The 15690-nt window shown below is 59.0% G+C and carries 9 protein-coding genes and 1 tRNA gene; 2 read left to right on the forward strand and 8 right to left on the reverse strand.

Annotation, left to right across the window (positions count from 1 at the left end; translation table 11 throughout):
• Window positions 1-144 precede the first annotated feature (144 nt).
• Window positions 145-3066, forward strand: a complete 2922-nt coding sequence (locus ETAA8_RS32280) for a c-type cytochrome (RefSeq protein WP_145098929.1) — start codon at window positions 145-147, stop codon at window positions 3064-3066.
• Window positions 3067-3096: 30 nt separating this feature from the next.
• Here the strand turns inward: ETAA8_RS32280 and ETAA8_RS32285 are convergent, their stop codons facing one another.
• The 8 genes from ETAA8_RS32285 to ETAA8_RS32320 all read right to left on the reverse strand — a co-directional run bounded on the left by ETAA8_RS32285 (window position 3097) and on the right by ETAA8_RS32320 (window position 13991).
• Window positions 3097-3831 carry a class I SAM-dependent methyltransferase gene (locus ETAA8_RS32285; protein ID WP_145098932.1) on the reverse strand — a complete coding sequence of 245 codons (735 nt, stop codon included), beginning with the start codon at window positions 3829-3831 and terminating at the stop codon, window positions 3097-3099.
• A gap of 1 nt (window position 3832) precedes the next feature.
• Window positions 3833-5404: an arylsulfatase gene (locus ETAA8_RS32290; protein ID WP_202921404.1), complete on the reverse strand. Its 1572-nt coding sequence runs from the start codon at window positions 5402-5404 to the stop codon at window positions 3833-3835.
• Between the two features lie 10 nt (window positions 5405-5414).
• The gene (locus ETAA8_RS32295; protein WP_145098938.1) at window positions 5415-6566 is read right to left on the reverse strand and encodes a mechanosensitive ion channel family protein; all 1152 of its coding nucleotides are present in this window, start codon (window positions 6564-6566) and stop codon (window positions 5415-5417) included.
• Window positions 6567-6629: 63 nt separating this feature from the next.
• Window positions 6630-9233 carry an alpha/beta hydrolase-fold protein gene (locus tag ETAA8_RS32300; protein ID WP_145098941.1) on the reverse strand — a complete coding sequence of 868 codons (2604 nt, stop codon included), beginning with the start codon at window positions 9231-9233 and terminating at the stop codon, window positions 6630-6632.
• A 133-nt stretch (window positions 9234-9366) separates the two neighbouring features.
• The gene (locus tag ETAA8_RS32305) at window positions 9367-9963 is read right to left on the reverse strand and encodes a hypothetical protein (protein WP_145098944.1); all 597 of its coding nucleotides are present in this window, start codon (window positions 9961-9963) and stop codon (window positions 9367-9369) included.
• A 738-nt stretch (window positions 9964-10701) separates the two neighbouring features.
• Window positions 10702-10775 (reverse strand) — tRNA-Arg (locus ETAA8_RS32310).
• 131 nt (window positions 10776-10906) lie between these two features.
• A complete protein-coding gene (locus tag ETAA8_RS32315) occupies window positions 10907-12217 on the reverse strand; it encodes a DUF1501 domain-containing protein (protein ID WP_145098947.1) in 1311 nt (436 codons plus the stop codon).
• A 58-nt stretch (window positions 12218-12275) separates the two neighbouring features.
• Window positions 12276-13991 carry a DUF1553 domain-containing protein gene (locus ETAA8_RS32320; RefSeq protein WP_145098950.1) on the reverse strand — a complete coding sequence of 572 codons (1716 nt, stop codon included), beginning with the start codon at window positions 13989-13991 and terminating at the stop codon, window positions 12276-12278.
• A 253-nt stretch (window positions 13992-14244) separates the two neighbouring features.
• On the opposite strand from ETAA8_RS32320, the gene ETAA8_RS32325 reads away from it, so the two are divergent.
• The gene (locus tag ETAA8_RS32325) at window positions 14245-15687 is read left to right on the forward strand and encodes a hypothetical protein (RefSeq protein WP_145098953.1); all 1443 of its coding nucleotides are present in this window, start codon (window positions 14245-14247) and stop codon (window positions 15685-15687) included.
• Window positions 15688-15690 lie beyond the last annotated feature (3 nt).

Consider the following 15690-nt stretch of genomic DNA (forward strand, 5'->3'; position numbering starts at 1 on the left):
TCAATGACAATCACTGCCCGCAGCCGAATTAGCTCGTTGCTTCGCCTTGCGCCTCGCCACTCGCTAGACTAACAAAAACTCGCAGCCTACTGCAGTCATTGGCGCGAACGAGGGACCAGTTCTACGGCGATAACGGGTATCCGCATGCGTTTGATTCTGCTTTGTTCACTGCTGATAGCAAGTTGCGGGCTGGTAAACCTCAGTCCGAGTGTAACGCTGGCAGCCGAACCGCCGCACTGGATCTGGTCATCTGTTGATCAGCCAGACAAGCCTGTTTTCACACGTCGCCTGCACCTCACCAGTCCGTTTCAGACAGCCCAGCTCCAATTCGCTGCCGACTTTTGCCAGGCCACGGTCGAAATCAATGGCCAGGCGGTTCTGAGCGTCGCACCTTACTGCCAAACGCAATCGCTCGACGTTACGCGCTGGCTCCAGCGCGGCGAAAACGAACTTGTCATTCGCGCCCTGCCTGTCGAAGGCCCGTCAGCAGTCGCGCTATCGCTGGCGGTGCAGCAGCAGAACGAGACAACCTACCTCATTACCGACAAAGAGTGGCAAGCGACTGACCTGGGTGCTGTGTTGCCCGAATTGTGGGGAACGGGCCGCCGCAGCATCGCGCTCTCGCCATTCGAAAACTACGAACAGTGGCAACAAGCGAAGACCGATTCTCCCCACAAAGCGGCTCCCAAATTCTGGACGGTGCCGGGCTTCGAAATTCAGGAACTGCGCGCTGCCAGGCCGGACGAAGGCTCCTGGATCAGCTGCGTTTTCGACTCGCAGGGCAAGTTGCTCATTTCTCGCGAGGATCAAGGACTGTTGCGAATGACGCTGGCCGCTGATCGCCAGTCGATTGCCAACGTAGAGCCCATCCCTTCGACGCTGAAAGAAATTCGCGGACTGGTCCGCGTGGGCGATGACTTGGTTGCCAATGCCAACAACTCCAAAGGAATGTATCGCTTTCAAATCGCCGCTGATGAGACGGTGCAAGCGGAGACCGAACTGCGGCAATTTCCCGGCAACGTTGGCCACGGACGAAACGACCTGGTGGTTGCAACGTTGGACGGCAAGCAAGTCATCTATTCCATCCAAGGGGACTCGGTCGATGTGCCGCGCGAGAACATTCGCGACTACACCTCTCCCCTGACAGAATCGAAGCGGAAAGAACAAAAGCGCGAAGGATTCTTATTGCGCACCGCTCCGCCCGGCAAGAATTGGGAACTACTCTCCGCGGGCCTGCGCAATCCGTATGGCATCGACCTGGATCAAAAGGGTGAACCTTTTACGTTTGATGCCGACAACGAGTTCGACATGGGTATGCCCTGGTATCGTCCCACGCGCATCTTGCATTTGCTTACTGGGGGCGATCATGGCTACCGCGAATCGACCGGCAAGTTTCCGCCGCGCTTTCACGATCAGCCCGACCATACGCCGCCGGTCATCGATATTGGCCGCAGCTCACCGACCTCGGTCATGTTCGGCTATCAGCTGAAGTTTCCGCAGCCGTATCGTCAAGCGCTCTTCGCGCTCGACTGGACTTACGGCCGTGTGATCGTCGTGCATCTCGCCCCGCGCGGTGCAACTTGGCGCGCCGCGACCGAGCTCTTTTTGCAAGGGCGACCACTCAACGTCACCGATGTCACTGCGGGATCTGATGGCGATATGTACCTGATCACTGGCGGCCGCAAGACGCAGTCGGCCCTTTATCGAGTGCGGTTTGTTGGCAAGCAAGCGAATGCGGCGATCGAATTGGGTGCGCACGAAGAGGAAGCGAGAAAGTTCTCGCACGAGCAGCGCCAGAAGTTCGCTTCGCTACTGCATCCCGACAAGGCCTCGCCAGCGGGAGCGCCGCGCGACGTCGTCGCTCCGCCGGAAATGGCGAGTGCCGATCCCCTCGTCCGCCAGGCTGCTCGTCTGGCTTATGAAACACACTATTTTGACCCCAACGGCAAACCTATTCGAACGCCGGAGACTCTGCCCGATTTGCTCGCCGCCGCCCGCACAAGACGGCCGGATGACGTGCCGAGAATTCTCGAACGTGTGAAACTCTGGAAGTGGCAGGAGAGCGATCTCTCGTCGCAATTTATCTGGGTGCGGATCGTACAACTCTGCCACGAGACCAGCCCGGACGCAGTCGAATCTCGCAAAGTCGATCTACTCAGTCCGCTGCTTGTTCTCTGCCGGGAACTTGAGGCTTCAACCACCAAGGAGGTGGCTCCCGAAGGAACCAGCGACGAACTGCGCCGCCGCGTGGCACTCTTGATGGGGGAACTGGGGTCCAAGTCACTGCCCGCCTTCGCTGCCCGCACCTTACTCAACAGCAGCGTGCAGGAGGACCAACTGGCCGGCTTGCTAGCGCTGCGCAACGCGCGCGAGGGATGGACGCCGGAGACGCGGCGCAGCGAACTGGTCGCATTGAACAACGTCTCGCGGATGGTCGGCGGCGCAGGCTTACCTCCGTTCGAGAAATGGCTCCGGCCGCAGATTCTCGCCACCCTCAGCGAGGAAGAGAATAAGGCCTTTGCCGACTTGCTGGAGCCACAGCCCGTTACGGTGGAGCCTTTGCCACCACCGCGCAAGCATCTGCAGAAATGGACCCTGCCGGAACTAGTGAGTGTTTACGAAGACGATGCTTCGCTGGGAGATGCCAAGCTGGGCGCAGTGATTTTTCGCGATGCTCTCTGCGTTCGTTGCCATCGCGTTGGCCTGCGCGGTGCTGCCGTGGGCCCCGAGCTAACGCAAGTCAGCCGGCGATTCAGTCGCCGCGATATGCTCGAGTCGATTCTGTCGCCGAATCTCTCGGTGGCCGAGAACTATCGCATGGAAACCATTCTCACCGAAGATGGCAAGGTGCACAGCGGTCGTGTGGTTGCAGAAGGTGACTACCGCTCCGAGAAGCTGGTACTCAATACCGATCCGTTGCGGCCCGAGTTAATCATCGAGATCGACAAAAAGCAAATCACCGATCATCGTGCTACGCAAACCTCTCCCATGCCCAGCGGACTGCTCGACAGCTTTACCCGCGATGAGATTCGCCACCTGCTCGCATACTTGTTGGCTGGGCAATAGCGCCGACGCGATCGCTGAACATCGAAGAAGTCACGACTTGCTGATTCCAGGGTGAATCCAGGCCGAGAATCCCGCGATGCCGTAGTTGGGAAAGTCGTAGCGCCGGTGCAGCACGCGGACCATTCCCTGGCCGGTCGTTTGCAGGGCCGCTTCCACGCCCGGAAAGTGCTCATCGTGGTCGTCCATGATGAACAGCGCCGGCCCCGTTAGGCGTCGGCGAAAGTAGCGCAGTTCCATTTCGACTGCTTCCTGAGAATGGTCGCCATCGAGATGCACGATGCGAAATCGCCCGGGGTGCGTGAGCAAATCGGCCCGCACAAACGTCGCCGAGTCCATCAGGTAATGGCAAAAATTGATCTGCCTCTCTTCCGCCAGTTGCGTAAGCTTTGTCAGCGTGTGGCGGACAACAGGCCAGTTGCCGTAGTCCTGTACCACGTAGGACTGCGAGGGAAGTCCGTAGGGATCAATCGAGACGTGAAAACTTTCGGCAGCAGCCACGCACAGAAGTGGCCCGGCCGTTCCACCCTGATAGACGCCGGTCTCAATCGAACCGCCAGCCGGAAGTACGCGGGAGGTTGCCACGATCAAGCGAGCGAAGTCGTCTACTTTCGGGCAACCTTCCCAATCTGAAATCAAACTTCGCGCGCGGCATTCCTGCAACAACGAACTGGCCTCGCGCGCGACGTCTGGCAGTTCACTGGCGGCGAGAACTCGCTCCGCATATTCGGCGGGCTCAACCAAAGGTAGATTTTGCGAAGACGACATCTTAATCGGCTCCCACTCGGTGGCGCCAGGCTTCAAAACGGCGCGCCAGTTCGGTCACTCGCAACGGTTCTTGTGCGGCGCGGTCGACGGTTTCAGTTCCATCCGCCGCCAGGTCAAACAGCTCCCAAGGTCCGCCAGTCCGCGGCCTGATGGCCTTCCACGATCCGCTTCGAATCGCATGGTGCTGCGGCAGACTCCAGCACAGATCCTTGTACGTGGCGCGCTGGCGACCGGCGAAGATGGGCAACAGGCTCTGACCTTCGACCGGCAACGGCTTGCGGGCTTTGAACTCGGCCGGGTAACTGGCATTGGCGATGTCGAGGAATGTCGCCATGAAGTCGAACACGTGGCCTGGTTGGTCGGTAATTGAATCGTGCTTGCGCACGACTTTGGGCCAACGAACAACCAGCGGTGTGCGGATCCCTCCTTCGTAGCCTTGCAATTTTGTGCCACGCAGCGGCGTATTGCTGGCGTTGGCCCAAGCCAGTCCGTAACCAGCGAAGGTGTTGTGGGCGCCTGGAAGATTGCCGGGCCCGCTCCCCGGCAAAATCGCCACGCCGTCCTTTCGCCATTGATTGTTCGGCGAATTGGTGTTGAAACCGAAGCCAGCCTTGCTTGGAACGAGTCCGCCGTCCGGCGCGGCCCCGTTGTCAGATAAGAACATCACGAGCGTGTTGTCTTCTTTGCCGGCAGCTTTCAGTTTTTGCAGAATTCGGCCAACACCGCGATCGATGCCTGCGACCTGCGCTGCATAGACGGCCATTCGCTCTGCTTGCCAATCTGGGAGAGGTTCTGTCTCCCAGTCGCGAATGCCCGGTAGTCGCGCGGCCAGGTTCCAGCCGGCAGGAACCAAGCCTGCGCGTTGCTGAGCCTCGAATCGCTGGGCGCGGACCTGATCCCAACCCAACTTTCGGTAACGTTCGCGAAAGCGAGCAACTTCTGCTTTCCGCGCATGCAGCGGCCAGTGCGGAGCCAGGTGGGCAACGTACAAAAAGAACGGCTTGTCTTTTGCGAGTGCCTCGTCCAAGAATATGTCCGCATGATCGTTCAAGGCCTCGGTTAGATAGAAGTCCTTCGGCAGTTCCACACGCTGGCGATCGAGGTAGTAGGGATTCCCTTGCACTTCGTGAAAGTAGCTGATCTTTGCCTGGCACATGGGACCAAAGAAGCGATCGAAGCCACGATCGAGCGGTGAATCGAGGCTTTGCCATTTGCCCACCATCATCGTTTGATAGTCGGCCTGCTGCAGTACTTCGCCCAAGGTCAGGCACTTATTGAAGTCCATCGGTTCATTCCACCGATCGCCCCGATGCCCCAATTGCTGGCAATAGAGCCCCGTCAGCAGCGAAGCTCGCGTCGGTCCGCAGATGGCGTTGTTATAGAACTGCGTGAACCGCAGACCAGCGCGGGCCAAGGAGTCGATATGCGGAGTTTCCATCTCGCCGCCATAACAGCCGATGTCCGACCAGCCGAGATCATCGGCCAAAACCAAGATGATGTTGGGAGATGGTTCTGCGGCCGCTGCTGCAGCGACGAACCAGACCAATGTCAGCAGCAAGAAGGATGTTCGCATTGCGAGGCCCTTAAAGGATGAGTTTCGCGGGCGTCTCTTTGCTTTGGCTGGCGGTGTCATTCGCGCTCGCGGGTTTGTCGTTCTCGTCGGTCTCTTGAGGCTCAATAAAGATGGTCTGGGTCGGGTAGGCGAATTCGATTCCTTCGTCGGCGAATTTCTGAAACAGCCAGAGGTTAATCTTCTGCTGAATGTCCATGTACAGGTTGAAGTCGGGCGAGAGGACGAAGTAAACCACTTCGAAATCCAGCGATGACGGACCAAAGCCTTTGAAGTGTGCCCGGTCGAAACGTACGGGCTCTTGATCCTCGACTACTTTTCGGAGCAGACCAGAGATCGCGGCCAACTTGTCGGGGGGTGTTTGATAAGTGACGCCAATGGCGAACACGATGCGGCGCTCCTGCATCCGTTTGCAGTTGCGAATTCGGCTCTTGAGCAAGTCGGCATTGGAAATGATGATCTGCTCGCCGGCGAGGCTCCGCAGGTGCGTGGTCTTGATGCCGATCTTTTCGACCGTTCCCATCTGCTCGCCGACAATGATGAAGTCGCCGAGCACAAAGGGCTTGTCGAGCACGATCGCCAGCGAGCCGAAGAGGTCGCCCAGGATGTTCTGCGCGGCCAAGGCCACGGCAATGCCACCAATGCCCAGGCCGGTGACGAGCGCGCTGACGTCGATCCCCAAATTTTGCAGCACCAGCAAGCCAACGATCGTCCACAGGCCCAACCGGCCGAGAAAGCCGAGTGTGGTGACAGTCGTCACACTGGCGGCATCGGTTTGCAACCGCCGGTGCGAGTAGCCCTTGATCACCAACGTCAGCAAAGCATTGCCGGTTAGTGCCGCCTGCAGCAGTACGGCCACGATGGCGAGCGTATTAAGAATCGTCATCGTTTTGGGCGGCAGCGCCAGGAGCAGCGAGCCCACATACAACGAGATCTCCAGCAAGAACCAGAGCCTCACGCTCCGCACCGCCTCGACCAGCAGTTCGCCGGTGTCGGTGGCATATCGTTCGTTCAGTTGCTTTAGCCGACTCGCGAGAATGGCCTGGATCAACTTGAGCAAGACAAACAGTCCGAGCGCCACGGCTATTGCCAGCCCCCAGTGCTGCAAAGCATTGCCGTAGAACGGGCGTTCCATTAGCTGAAGCAGCTTCTCCCAACTGATCATCGCGATATCTTTCTAGATGCCCTGCTCCTGGCTCACTCCGCCGGCCAGCGATCCCTCACCGCGTTAATCCAACTTCAGCTTGCGGCGGAAGACCTTGTCGCCATTAGTGACGTAGAGGTACGAGTGCTTAGGTCCAGCCAACGTGCAACTGGTAAGGGGCTGTGTCTCGGTTGGTTTGGGAAGCACGCCGCATTGCCGGCCAGTGGGGTCGAACACTTGTACCCCCAGGGCTGATGTGACGTAATACCGGCCCGCTTTATCGACGGCCATGCCGTCGCCGCGCGAGGCAGCTTGATAGGGGGGCGGCTCATTGAACTTGAATTCACCCTTGGGATCGATTGGCAGACGCATCGTCATCGTGGGCATCTTGGCATCGAGCGTGCCATCGGCGTTAGTGCGGAACGTCCACGTATGCTCGCCCCCCGAGTCGGAAACGGCCAGCGTGCCGCCATCGTTCGAGAGAGCGATGCCATTGGGGCGAGTGATCCCTTCATCGACGGCCGTGACCTTGCCTGTCTTGAGGTTGATCTGCGTCACGCGCTGGAGCTTGGTTTCGGTGATGTAGACATAACCGTCAGCAGTGACCGCCAAATCATTCGGCACAACGTTGGTTGCCACTTCCTTGATGGCACCCGATTTCGGATCGAGCGAAATCACGCGGCTCTTGGCCCCTTGGCAGCCATACAGCAAACCATCGGGGCCGAACTTCAGGCCGCTGACGGCTTCTTTGGCGATTTCGACGCGCGTGCCATCCGCAGCGCTCACCTTATAGACAGCTGGCGCTTTCATATCGGAGAAGTAAAAGTTTCCTTCAGCGTCAGCACAGGGAGCATCGGCGAAGCCAAGACCCTCGGCGACAGGTTGCCAGGTTTCGCCGGGCACTAGCAGCTTAAGCAGAGTTAAGTCGCCACCCAGATCGCCGCGAGTATCGATGACTGGACTGGCCTTCTCTTTTCGCCATAGCCACTTGAGGGCCTCGGGAAAGAGCGCGCCGCCATGGTCAGAGTTATGGGCATAACCTTCGGCCCAATCGAAGCGGACGTCGTAGCCCATGTATTGCAACGACGAGGCCATCAGCCGGTTCGACCACGGCCAACTGCCGAAGGCGTTATCGACGTCGCCGCTGGTATCGGCGAGATAGACCCGCAGCGGTTTTGGATCGGTCTTGCGCACGAGGGATGGATAGACATTACCGCCGCGCAAATTCGTAAAGCTCCCCACTGTGGAGAGGACTTTGCGAAACGCGTGGGGTCGCTCCCAGGCAACGGTGAAGGAGCAAATGCCGCCCGAACTGGCACCCCCAATGGCCCGCAGTTCGGGATCTTTCGAAATGTTGTAGCGATTCTCGACTTCCGGCAAGATCTCTTCGAGCAAGAAGCGGGAATAGCGATCGCCGAGACTATCGTATTCGAAACTGCGGTTCGACGCCTTCCAGCGATTCTCCGGTTTTCCCTTCGATTCGTCGTGCCCTGGGTTGATGAAAACCGCAATGGTCGGCGGCATGTCTCCGCGCGCGATGAGGTTGTCGAACACGATGGGGACGCGCCAGCGGCCCTTCACATCGCGATAGGTATGGCCATCTTGAAACACCATCAACGCGGCCGGTTCGTCTTTCTTGTACTGCGCTGGAACATAGATGGCCCACTCCCGTTTCGTATTCGGGAAAACCTTCGATTCCCACGGGGTCATTTCTTCGACAACACCCTTCGGCACGTCGTCGCGCTCAATCGCGTCGGCATGCGGTTTCCAAGGATCAGGCTTAGTTGCTGGGGGCGGAGATGCCACGGCGACTTGCTTTTCTTCCGACCACAGCCAGCGCAGGGCTTCCGGGAGCAGTTCGCCACCGGGGCCGCCGCTATGGCCGCCGCCAGTCATGACAAAGCGATGCTCGTAACCTGCAAACCGCAGCGCGGCAGCAAGGTCTTCGTTGGCGAGAGGCCAATTGCCGAAGAGGTTATTCAGGTCGTCTTTGCCGTCTTGCAAGTAGATCTTGAGCGGCTTCGGCGCGCTCTTGGTTTTGCGAACCAGGCCGGGATAGGCCCAGCCACCGCGGATGTTCGTGAAACTGCCAATGTGGCTCAACACTTTGCCGAACTGATCGGGCTTCTCCCAAGCTGCGGTGAAGGCACAGATTCCGCCCGAAGAGATGCCGCACACCGCCCGCTGCTTGGGGTCGTTCGAGACATTCAGTCCCTTGAGTGCGACGGGCAAGAACTCGTCGACGAGAAATCGAGCATAGCGGTCGCCGAGCGAGTCGTATTCGAACGAGCGGTTGCTGCGATCCTTGGCTCCGGGCTTCAGCGCCGGGACGGTGCCGGGACTCACGAAGACGGCGATCGTTACAGGCATCGCCTTTTGATGAATCAAGTTGTCAAACACCACCGGCACGCGAAACGCCCCGTCTACTTTGGCGTAGCCGTTGCCATCCATGAACACCATCAGGCTTGCTGGCTTGTCGGCCGAGTATTGCGCGGGAACATACACGCTGTAATCGCGGCGCGTGCCGGGAAACAACTGGCTTTCGGCGAACGTGCCGGCAGTGACTTTGCCTTGCGGAACGCCCGGCTGCACCTGACGGTCAGCCTGGTTCGCGTTCGGCGCGTCTGCGGCATGCAGCGCGATCGAGAGCACAATCCACGAAACAAGAAACAGGAAAGAGGTTTTCATGGCGGCGGCTGAAGCTTTCAGGTTGGCGAATGGTAGGTAATTCGTGCCTGAATGATCCTTCAGCCGCCAGTGCATTGCAAGCTCCTGACGGGGACGCAAGCGGGTAACGAATGCCTGCACTCAGCCACCTACCTCATCCGTTGTGAACCGCCGTCGAAGCCCAATCGCTGTAGAGTGGATCGTTCTTGATGGCCGTTGTCAGACCGGCAACGTCTGCACCAGTCAGGTGGATGGTTTCGCAGCCGCTCCAGCGCTTGGCCATTACTGCTTCAAGCTTCGACTGAATGGACTCGACGGCCTGATAATCGGGCTTCGCCTGGTTGCTCGGCGAGTTCCCCTTGGCGGCGATGATGTAGATCGCCTGTGCGATGTAGGCGATCGTTTCGTCTTGCAGCACCGTGATGCCGCCAGCCTTGTTGTTGTTCATGTCGCGGCCGTTGTACAGGCAATCGAGCAGGGCATGCGTGCATTCGTGAATCAGCAGAGCCTTCTCATCGAAGTAGGTCTCGCCGTAACTGCCGTCGCTGGCCGTAATCGTGTTCGTGGCCGCGTTGTAGGTCGCGGTATTGCTCAAGTTCGAATCGACTGCACATTTGATTGTGTTGTTGTCCACCATGCTGGCCACGTAGTAGTAGCCGATCGGCGAGACCATCCGATTCGCGAAGGTAAAGTTGATCCATTTGACAGGTGAGGAAGCCAGCGCTTCGATCACGTTCTTCTTGAGCCCCATGGCAGGTTCTCCGGGTGAAAAGTGAGGAACTAGTTACGAAAAGAATCAGCTGCACCCGCGCGGACGGACTGTCACACCAGGAGTTGTTCCCAAGAACGAGTTCCCAGCGTAGGGCCGGTGCGAAGTGCGGTTACGAGATAAGACTTGACTGGAAAACTTGCCAGCCCCGCGAATGCGGCAGCTGTTTGGATGAGTCGTTCAAGTTCCAGTTTCATTTGGACCTAGTAGTCCGACCCGCGATCTTTGTCAGGCTGCCTCTGTTGGTTAACCGAGCCGCTTGTGGCCGCCGAACTTTTCGGCCGGCGATTTCGCAGCTCACCCGCGCAAGCGCGTGGGTTAACCAAATGCGGAAGCCTGAAACTGAGCGATAGATCAGCTACCAGTACTAACGGCGTACAAATTCGCAGGTTGTTACGCGTCCATTGAGAAAGACCGAGCGCCACCCGGTGAGAGTTGTGCGGGCTTTGGCCGCAGTCCGTGCCGAAGATAACGGTCTTAGCGGTTGAGCTTTTCCATCCTAAACGTTCAACAACACCGTCGATAGTTGAACACGAATCGCTCGGAAACCCGTGAATGGCGCTAGGTACTGTTCAACTATCGACCCCTTAGTTGAACACCCCTCTCTTTTGGGGTTCGCGACATGTCGGTACCGGAAGATCGCTGGTTGCCGAGGCTGCTTAGATCAACTGACGACCAGCAGGTGCGCTAACTGGAGCGCGCGGCAAGCGTTAGAAAGAGTATTCCCGACAGGGTTCGAACCTGTAACCTTCGCCTTCGGAGGGCGACGCTCTATCCAATTGCGCTACGGGAACTTGGGTAGCAAGAACGTGAGTATATCGTCTGCAACGGCCCGTCCTCAAGGTGACGGCTGTCGGTTGTGGCGGAATTGGCGGCAAGGTTCACAACCTTGCCGACTGCTATCTGCCACAGGAGGACACCGCCATCAGGCGAGAAGTTCGCGGATGACTTTGCCTTGGCTGAGGGCCATGGGGCGGCCGATGGGGGTTTCGAGTTCCTGCTTATAGTCGATGCCAAAGGCGTGCAGGATGGTGGCGTGTACGTCTTCGACGTGTCGTGGATCGCTTACGTCTTGCAGCCGATTCTTATCGTCCAGCTTGGGCTGCGGGGCGGTTTCGCCGATCACGCGCCCGCCGGCAATGCCGCCGCCGGCCAGAGCCATACTAAAGCCGTGCGGCCAGTGATCGCGACCGCCGAGCCCGTTCATTTTCGGTGTACGACCAAATTCGCCAGCCCACAGAATCATGGTGCGGTCGAACAGCTTGCGCTCGCGCAGGTGTTTGATGAGCGAGGCGAAGGCTGGGTCGAGCGTGGTGTTCAGCTGCTTGCAGAACTCATGATTATTCGCGTGCGAGTCCCAGCTATCCAAACGAATCTCGACGCAGCGGACACCAACTTCGACGAGTTGCAGCGCCGCAAGGCAGCAGCGGCCAAACGGCGTTTCGCCAAACTCCTGCCGCAATGCTTCGGGCGCTTTGCTCACATCGAACGCCGCCAATTGTTCGGACGACATCATCCGCCGCGCTGCTTCCACACTGCTCTGATGCAACGTGCGACCTTGATCGAGATTCTTCATTCGCCCGCGAGCGAACTGACCTTCGACCAGAGCCAGGTCTTTTAGACGCTGATCGAAGCGGGGCTGGGCAACGCGCGTCTTCACGTCCGGCACGGGCCCGAGTGGATCTTGCGACTTGAACGCATCGAATTGATCCCCCAGATAGCCGCCGCGGGCGGCCCAGATGTTCGGCAGCAGCGAGATGTGACGCGGAATCTCGATGTTGTCTTGCGTTTGATGACAAAGCACCGCGCCCAGCGACGGATGGACGAGTGTCGGGTCGGGACGATAGCCATTCTTTACGTAGTACGTGGCGCGCTCGTGGTCCCCTTCTTTGCTGACGACCGAACGGACGAGCGAAATCGATTCCATCTGCTCGGCAACCAGCGGCAGACCGTTGCCAATTTCAATTCCCTTTACCGCTGTGGGAATGCTCAAGCTGCCGGCCGCGATATCGGTCTTGGGATGCGGATCGAAGGTTTCCAGCTGACTCGGGCCACCTTGCATCCAGAGCACAATCAGCGAACGGGGCGTGCTGCCGCGCGGTTCACTTTCTGCCGCGCGGGCCAATTTCTCGGCCAGAGGCGTCAAGAATGAGATGCCCGATAGGCCCAGCGCCTGCAGCGCGCCGCGCCGCGAAAAGTGAGAGGCTGAGTTACAGAATCCCGGTGAGTTTTGCATGTTTAATTCCCGCTCGCTTTCCTTACTCCGCACTCGGCAATCCGCATTCCGCACGTCACTAGTGGTTCCACGAAAACTCAGTGCTATTCACCAGCACCCAGTACAGATCTTCCAGCACCCGCCGGCGGAAGTCGCCGCGGGCTGCTTCCAGGCGAGGGACAAACACCGCTTTCTCTTCCGCAGTCGCGCGGCGCGTGAGCACTGCCAGATAAGCCGCGTCGATGGCTGACTCCGCTCGCGGCGTGACCGTGACAATCCGCGTCGCAGCATTGGCAACGATGTTCTCGCTCGTCCGCTCATTGACGAGTTCCCCATTCATCAGCAGCAGGCGCTGGGGAATCGTGCCGCCTCGATCGCTGAATTCATCTTCGCCCAAGTCACCATAGCGACGGACAAATTCGCGGGTCTGATCGTTCTTGGCCAACAACCAAATGATGTGCGCATTCTGCTCGTCGAGCGTATTGAGCGACGACGATTGAATCATGGCCCCGGCCATTTGCTGCGGTTGCAAACGCGAGAGTGGAAAAGCAGCCCAGGCCGCTTCGTGATCGGCGGTGATCTCAAAATCGGCGTGGCTGGCTCGTTGAAAAGCATCGCTGGCCGCGATGAGGCGAATCAACCGCTGCAGATCGTGACCGTGCTGCACAAAATCGTCGGCCAATGTTTCAAGTGCTGGCGGATAAGTGCCGTGCAGCGGAATTTCGTCGATGGGTTCAACCAGTGGCCGACCACAAACGATGGCCCACATGCGGTTCACCATCGCGCGGGCAAATGGCTTGTTCTGCGGATGAGTCACCCACTGCGCCAGTTGCTCGCGACGAGTTCCCGAGCCCGTTAACAAATCTGCACCATAGGGGACAGCGACCGGAACGGTTTCTTCCTTCTCCGCTTTCAAATACTTGAAGCGATAGACATCCCCCGTGTCTTGCACGCCCGAGAGCCCCAGTTTGGCAGGAGCAAAAAAGGCGGCCAGCTGATGAAAGTCGGCTTGCTTGCTGGAGCGCGCAGCCCCTTCATCCCCCAGGAAATTAGTGCCGAGGTTATCGTCGTGGCATTGCAGGCAATCGATTCGCAAGGCGAGGAAGGCCCGCACCGTGCGCGCGGCCAGACGGACTTCGTCGGGCTGACCTTGATTATTTTCGGTGCACGTGTGGGTGATGAAGTTGAGTTCGGGCTTGCTGGTCCAGATGCCGTTGCCGCCGATCATCTTCTGGACGATTTCGTTATAAGGCTGGGCTTGCAGCAGTTGATCGCTGAGCCAGCTGACGAACCGCCGGCGGCGATAAAGCGCCACGGGACCGTCGTCGGTGCCGACATAAACCCGGGCCAGCCGTTCGCCGACATAATCGCCAAAGCGACGATCTTCGAGCAGGCGCGACGTCCACCATTCCAGCCGTTCATTCTCCGGCAAACGCTCCAACTCGCGAATTTCTTCCAGCGAAGGGATTGTCCCCGTCAAACCAAGCGATAGCCGCCGCGCGAGCGTCAAACTATCGGCTGGCGGGGTGACTTCCAGATTTTTCTGTTCCCAAGATTCCCGAAACTCGGCGTTGATCTTGCTCAGCGCCAGCTGCCAGTCGTTGGTTGCCTGTGTGTTTGCTGGTTCAGCAGAACTGCTGGCAGAGGCGGAAGCATTCCGGACGACGGGCTGGCCAAAGCGGTTGGGCTGAAAGGTACGGGGAGTAGCGATGCGATCTTGCAGCAGGATGTTCGCTGCCAGCGCGCCGAGCCCCAGCAGGCAGACGGCGGCAAATAGTAAATTGCGTGCCCACATGGCTGGCCTCGATCGCGGCAAAACAGTGAGGGTCAAAACCGGCCACGCTGGCAATTCGCCCCCGCATTTTCCCAACCGGTGAAACGAAAGGTGGTTTCGACTGGTATTTCTGGGTGGCTGTCACTTATCGTGACCATTACGAGCCCGCGTGACAACAGAGATTACCTGACAGCTGGCTGGTAAGTTTCGCCCGGCAATCGGCAGACATCAACTTTGGGCAATCCTTCTGGACGGCAGGCCGCGAGCACTGTGCATGTCGATTAAATCTCCACTTCCGCCTGAATCTCGCCCGGCGATAGCAAACCCGGTCAGCAGTACGCTCTTCGCAGCCGAAGCGGTCGACGCCCAGACCCCGGTCGTCCCCTTTCTGGCCGAAGATGCGAGCCAGCCGCGACTGCCGACGGACTTGGTAATGGCCGAAATGGTCGACGAATGGTCGACGTTACCCCCCGCCCAAAGCTGGCCGGTAAAAGCCTGGCGGCTATTGTGCTTTACGCTTGCCTGGCTGTTTGGGCTGGCCAGTTTGATCGGCTGCCTGGCTGCTGTCAGCGTCGTACCACTCCTGCAATTCGCGAGTCTCGGTTACCTGCTCGAAGCCAGCGGCCGCGTTACCCGCAGCGGTAAGCTGCGCGATGGCTTCATCGATATTCGCCGCTTCGCCCGAATCGGCAGCCTGGTCGCTGGCACCTGGATCATGCTGCTGCCGATTCGGTTTATCGCGGGCCTCACTCGCGATGCCGAAGCCATCCCTGGCAATCCCGCGGCACCCGTTTGGCGAATCGCCCTGACGATCTGCACCGTACTTATGGTCGGGCACATTCTGCTGGCCTGGTATAGCGGCGGCAAATTGCGGCACTTCTTCTGGCCGCTCCTGGCGCCGTTTCAACTCGGGCAACGTTTGCTCAACAGCGGGCTGGTCGCGCCGGCCATGCGCCGCCTGCTCAAACCGTGGTGGCCTACGCTATACGAAGATCTGTTCACGCCCCTGCCGTGGACGAGTTGGTTTCCGCCGGCCATTTTGTGGGCCGGGCTGTGGCGCGGACGAATGTATGTGGAAGCACGCGATGCGGTGTGGGACTTCGTCGTCGGCCTGCAACTGCCCCACTACTTCTGGCTCGGTCTGCGCGGCTTCATTGGGGCCCTGCTGTGGCTCGCCATTCCCATCACCATGCTGACGGCGGGAACCGCCCAGCCCAAGCCTGTGGCGATTCTCGTCGGTTGGGCAGGAGCGCTGCTACTGGCCGCTGTGCTCCTTTATCTCCCCTTTCTGCAGGCACATTTTGCGGCCGAGAATCGCTTCTCGGCCATGTTTGCTTGGCGTGAAGTTCGCCAGCAGTTTCGCCGCGCTCCACTCATCTTTTGGTTCTCGCTATTGGCAACGCTAGCCTTCGCGCTGCCACTCTATCTGCTCAAGATCGAGCCGCCGCCGCGCCCACTGCTTTGGACGCTCAGCGTGTTCTTCATTCTGTTCATCTACCCCGCGCGCTTGTTCACCGGTTGGGCGCTGGGCTATGCCCGTCGTCGCGAAAAGCCCAGCTGGTTCATCCTGCGACTCTGTTCGCGGTTCGCAGCCATTCCCGTGGTGCTGCTGTTCGTGCTGATCGTCTTCTTTACGCAGTACACCAGTTGGAACGGAGTCGCGAGCCTGTTCGAGCAACATGCCTTCTTGGTGCCGGTGCCGTTCCTGGGAATGTGACCC

It is taken from the genome of Anatilimnocola aggregata (genome assembly GCF_007747655.1).
Taxonomy (GTDB): Bacteria; Planctomycetota; Planctomycetia; order Pirellulales; family Pirellulaceae; genus Anatilimnocola; species Anatilimnocola aggregata.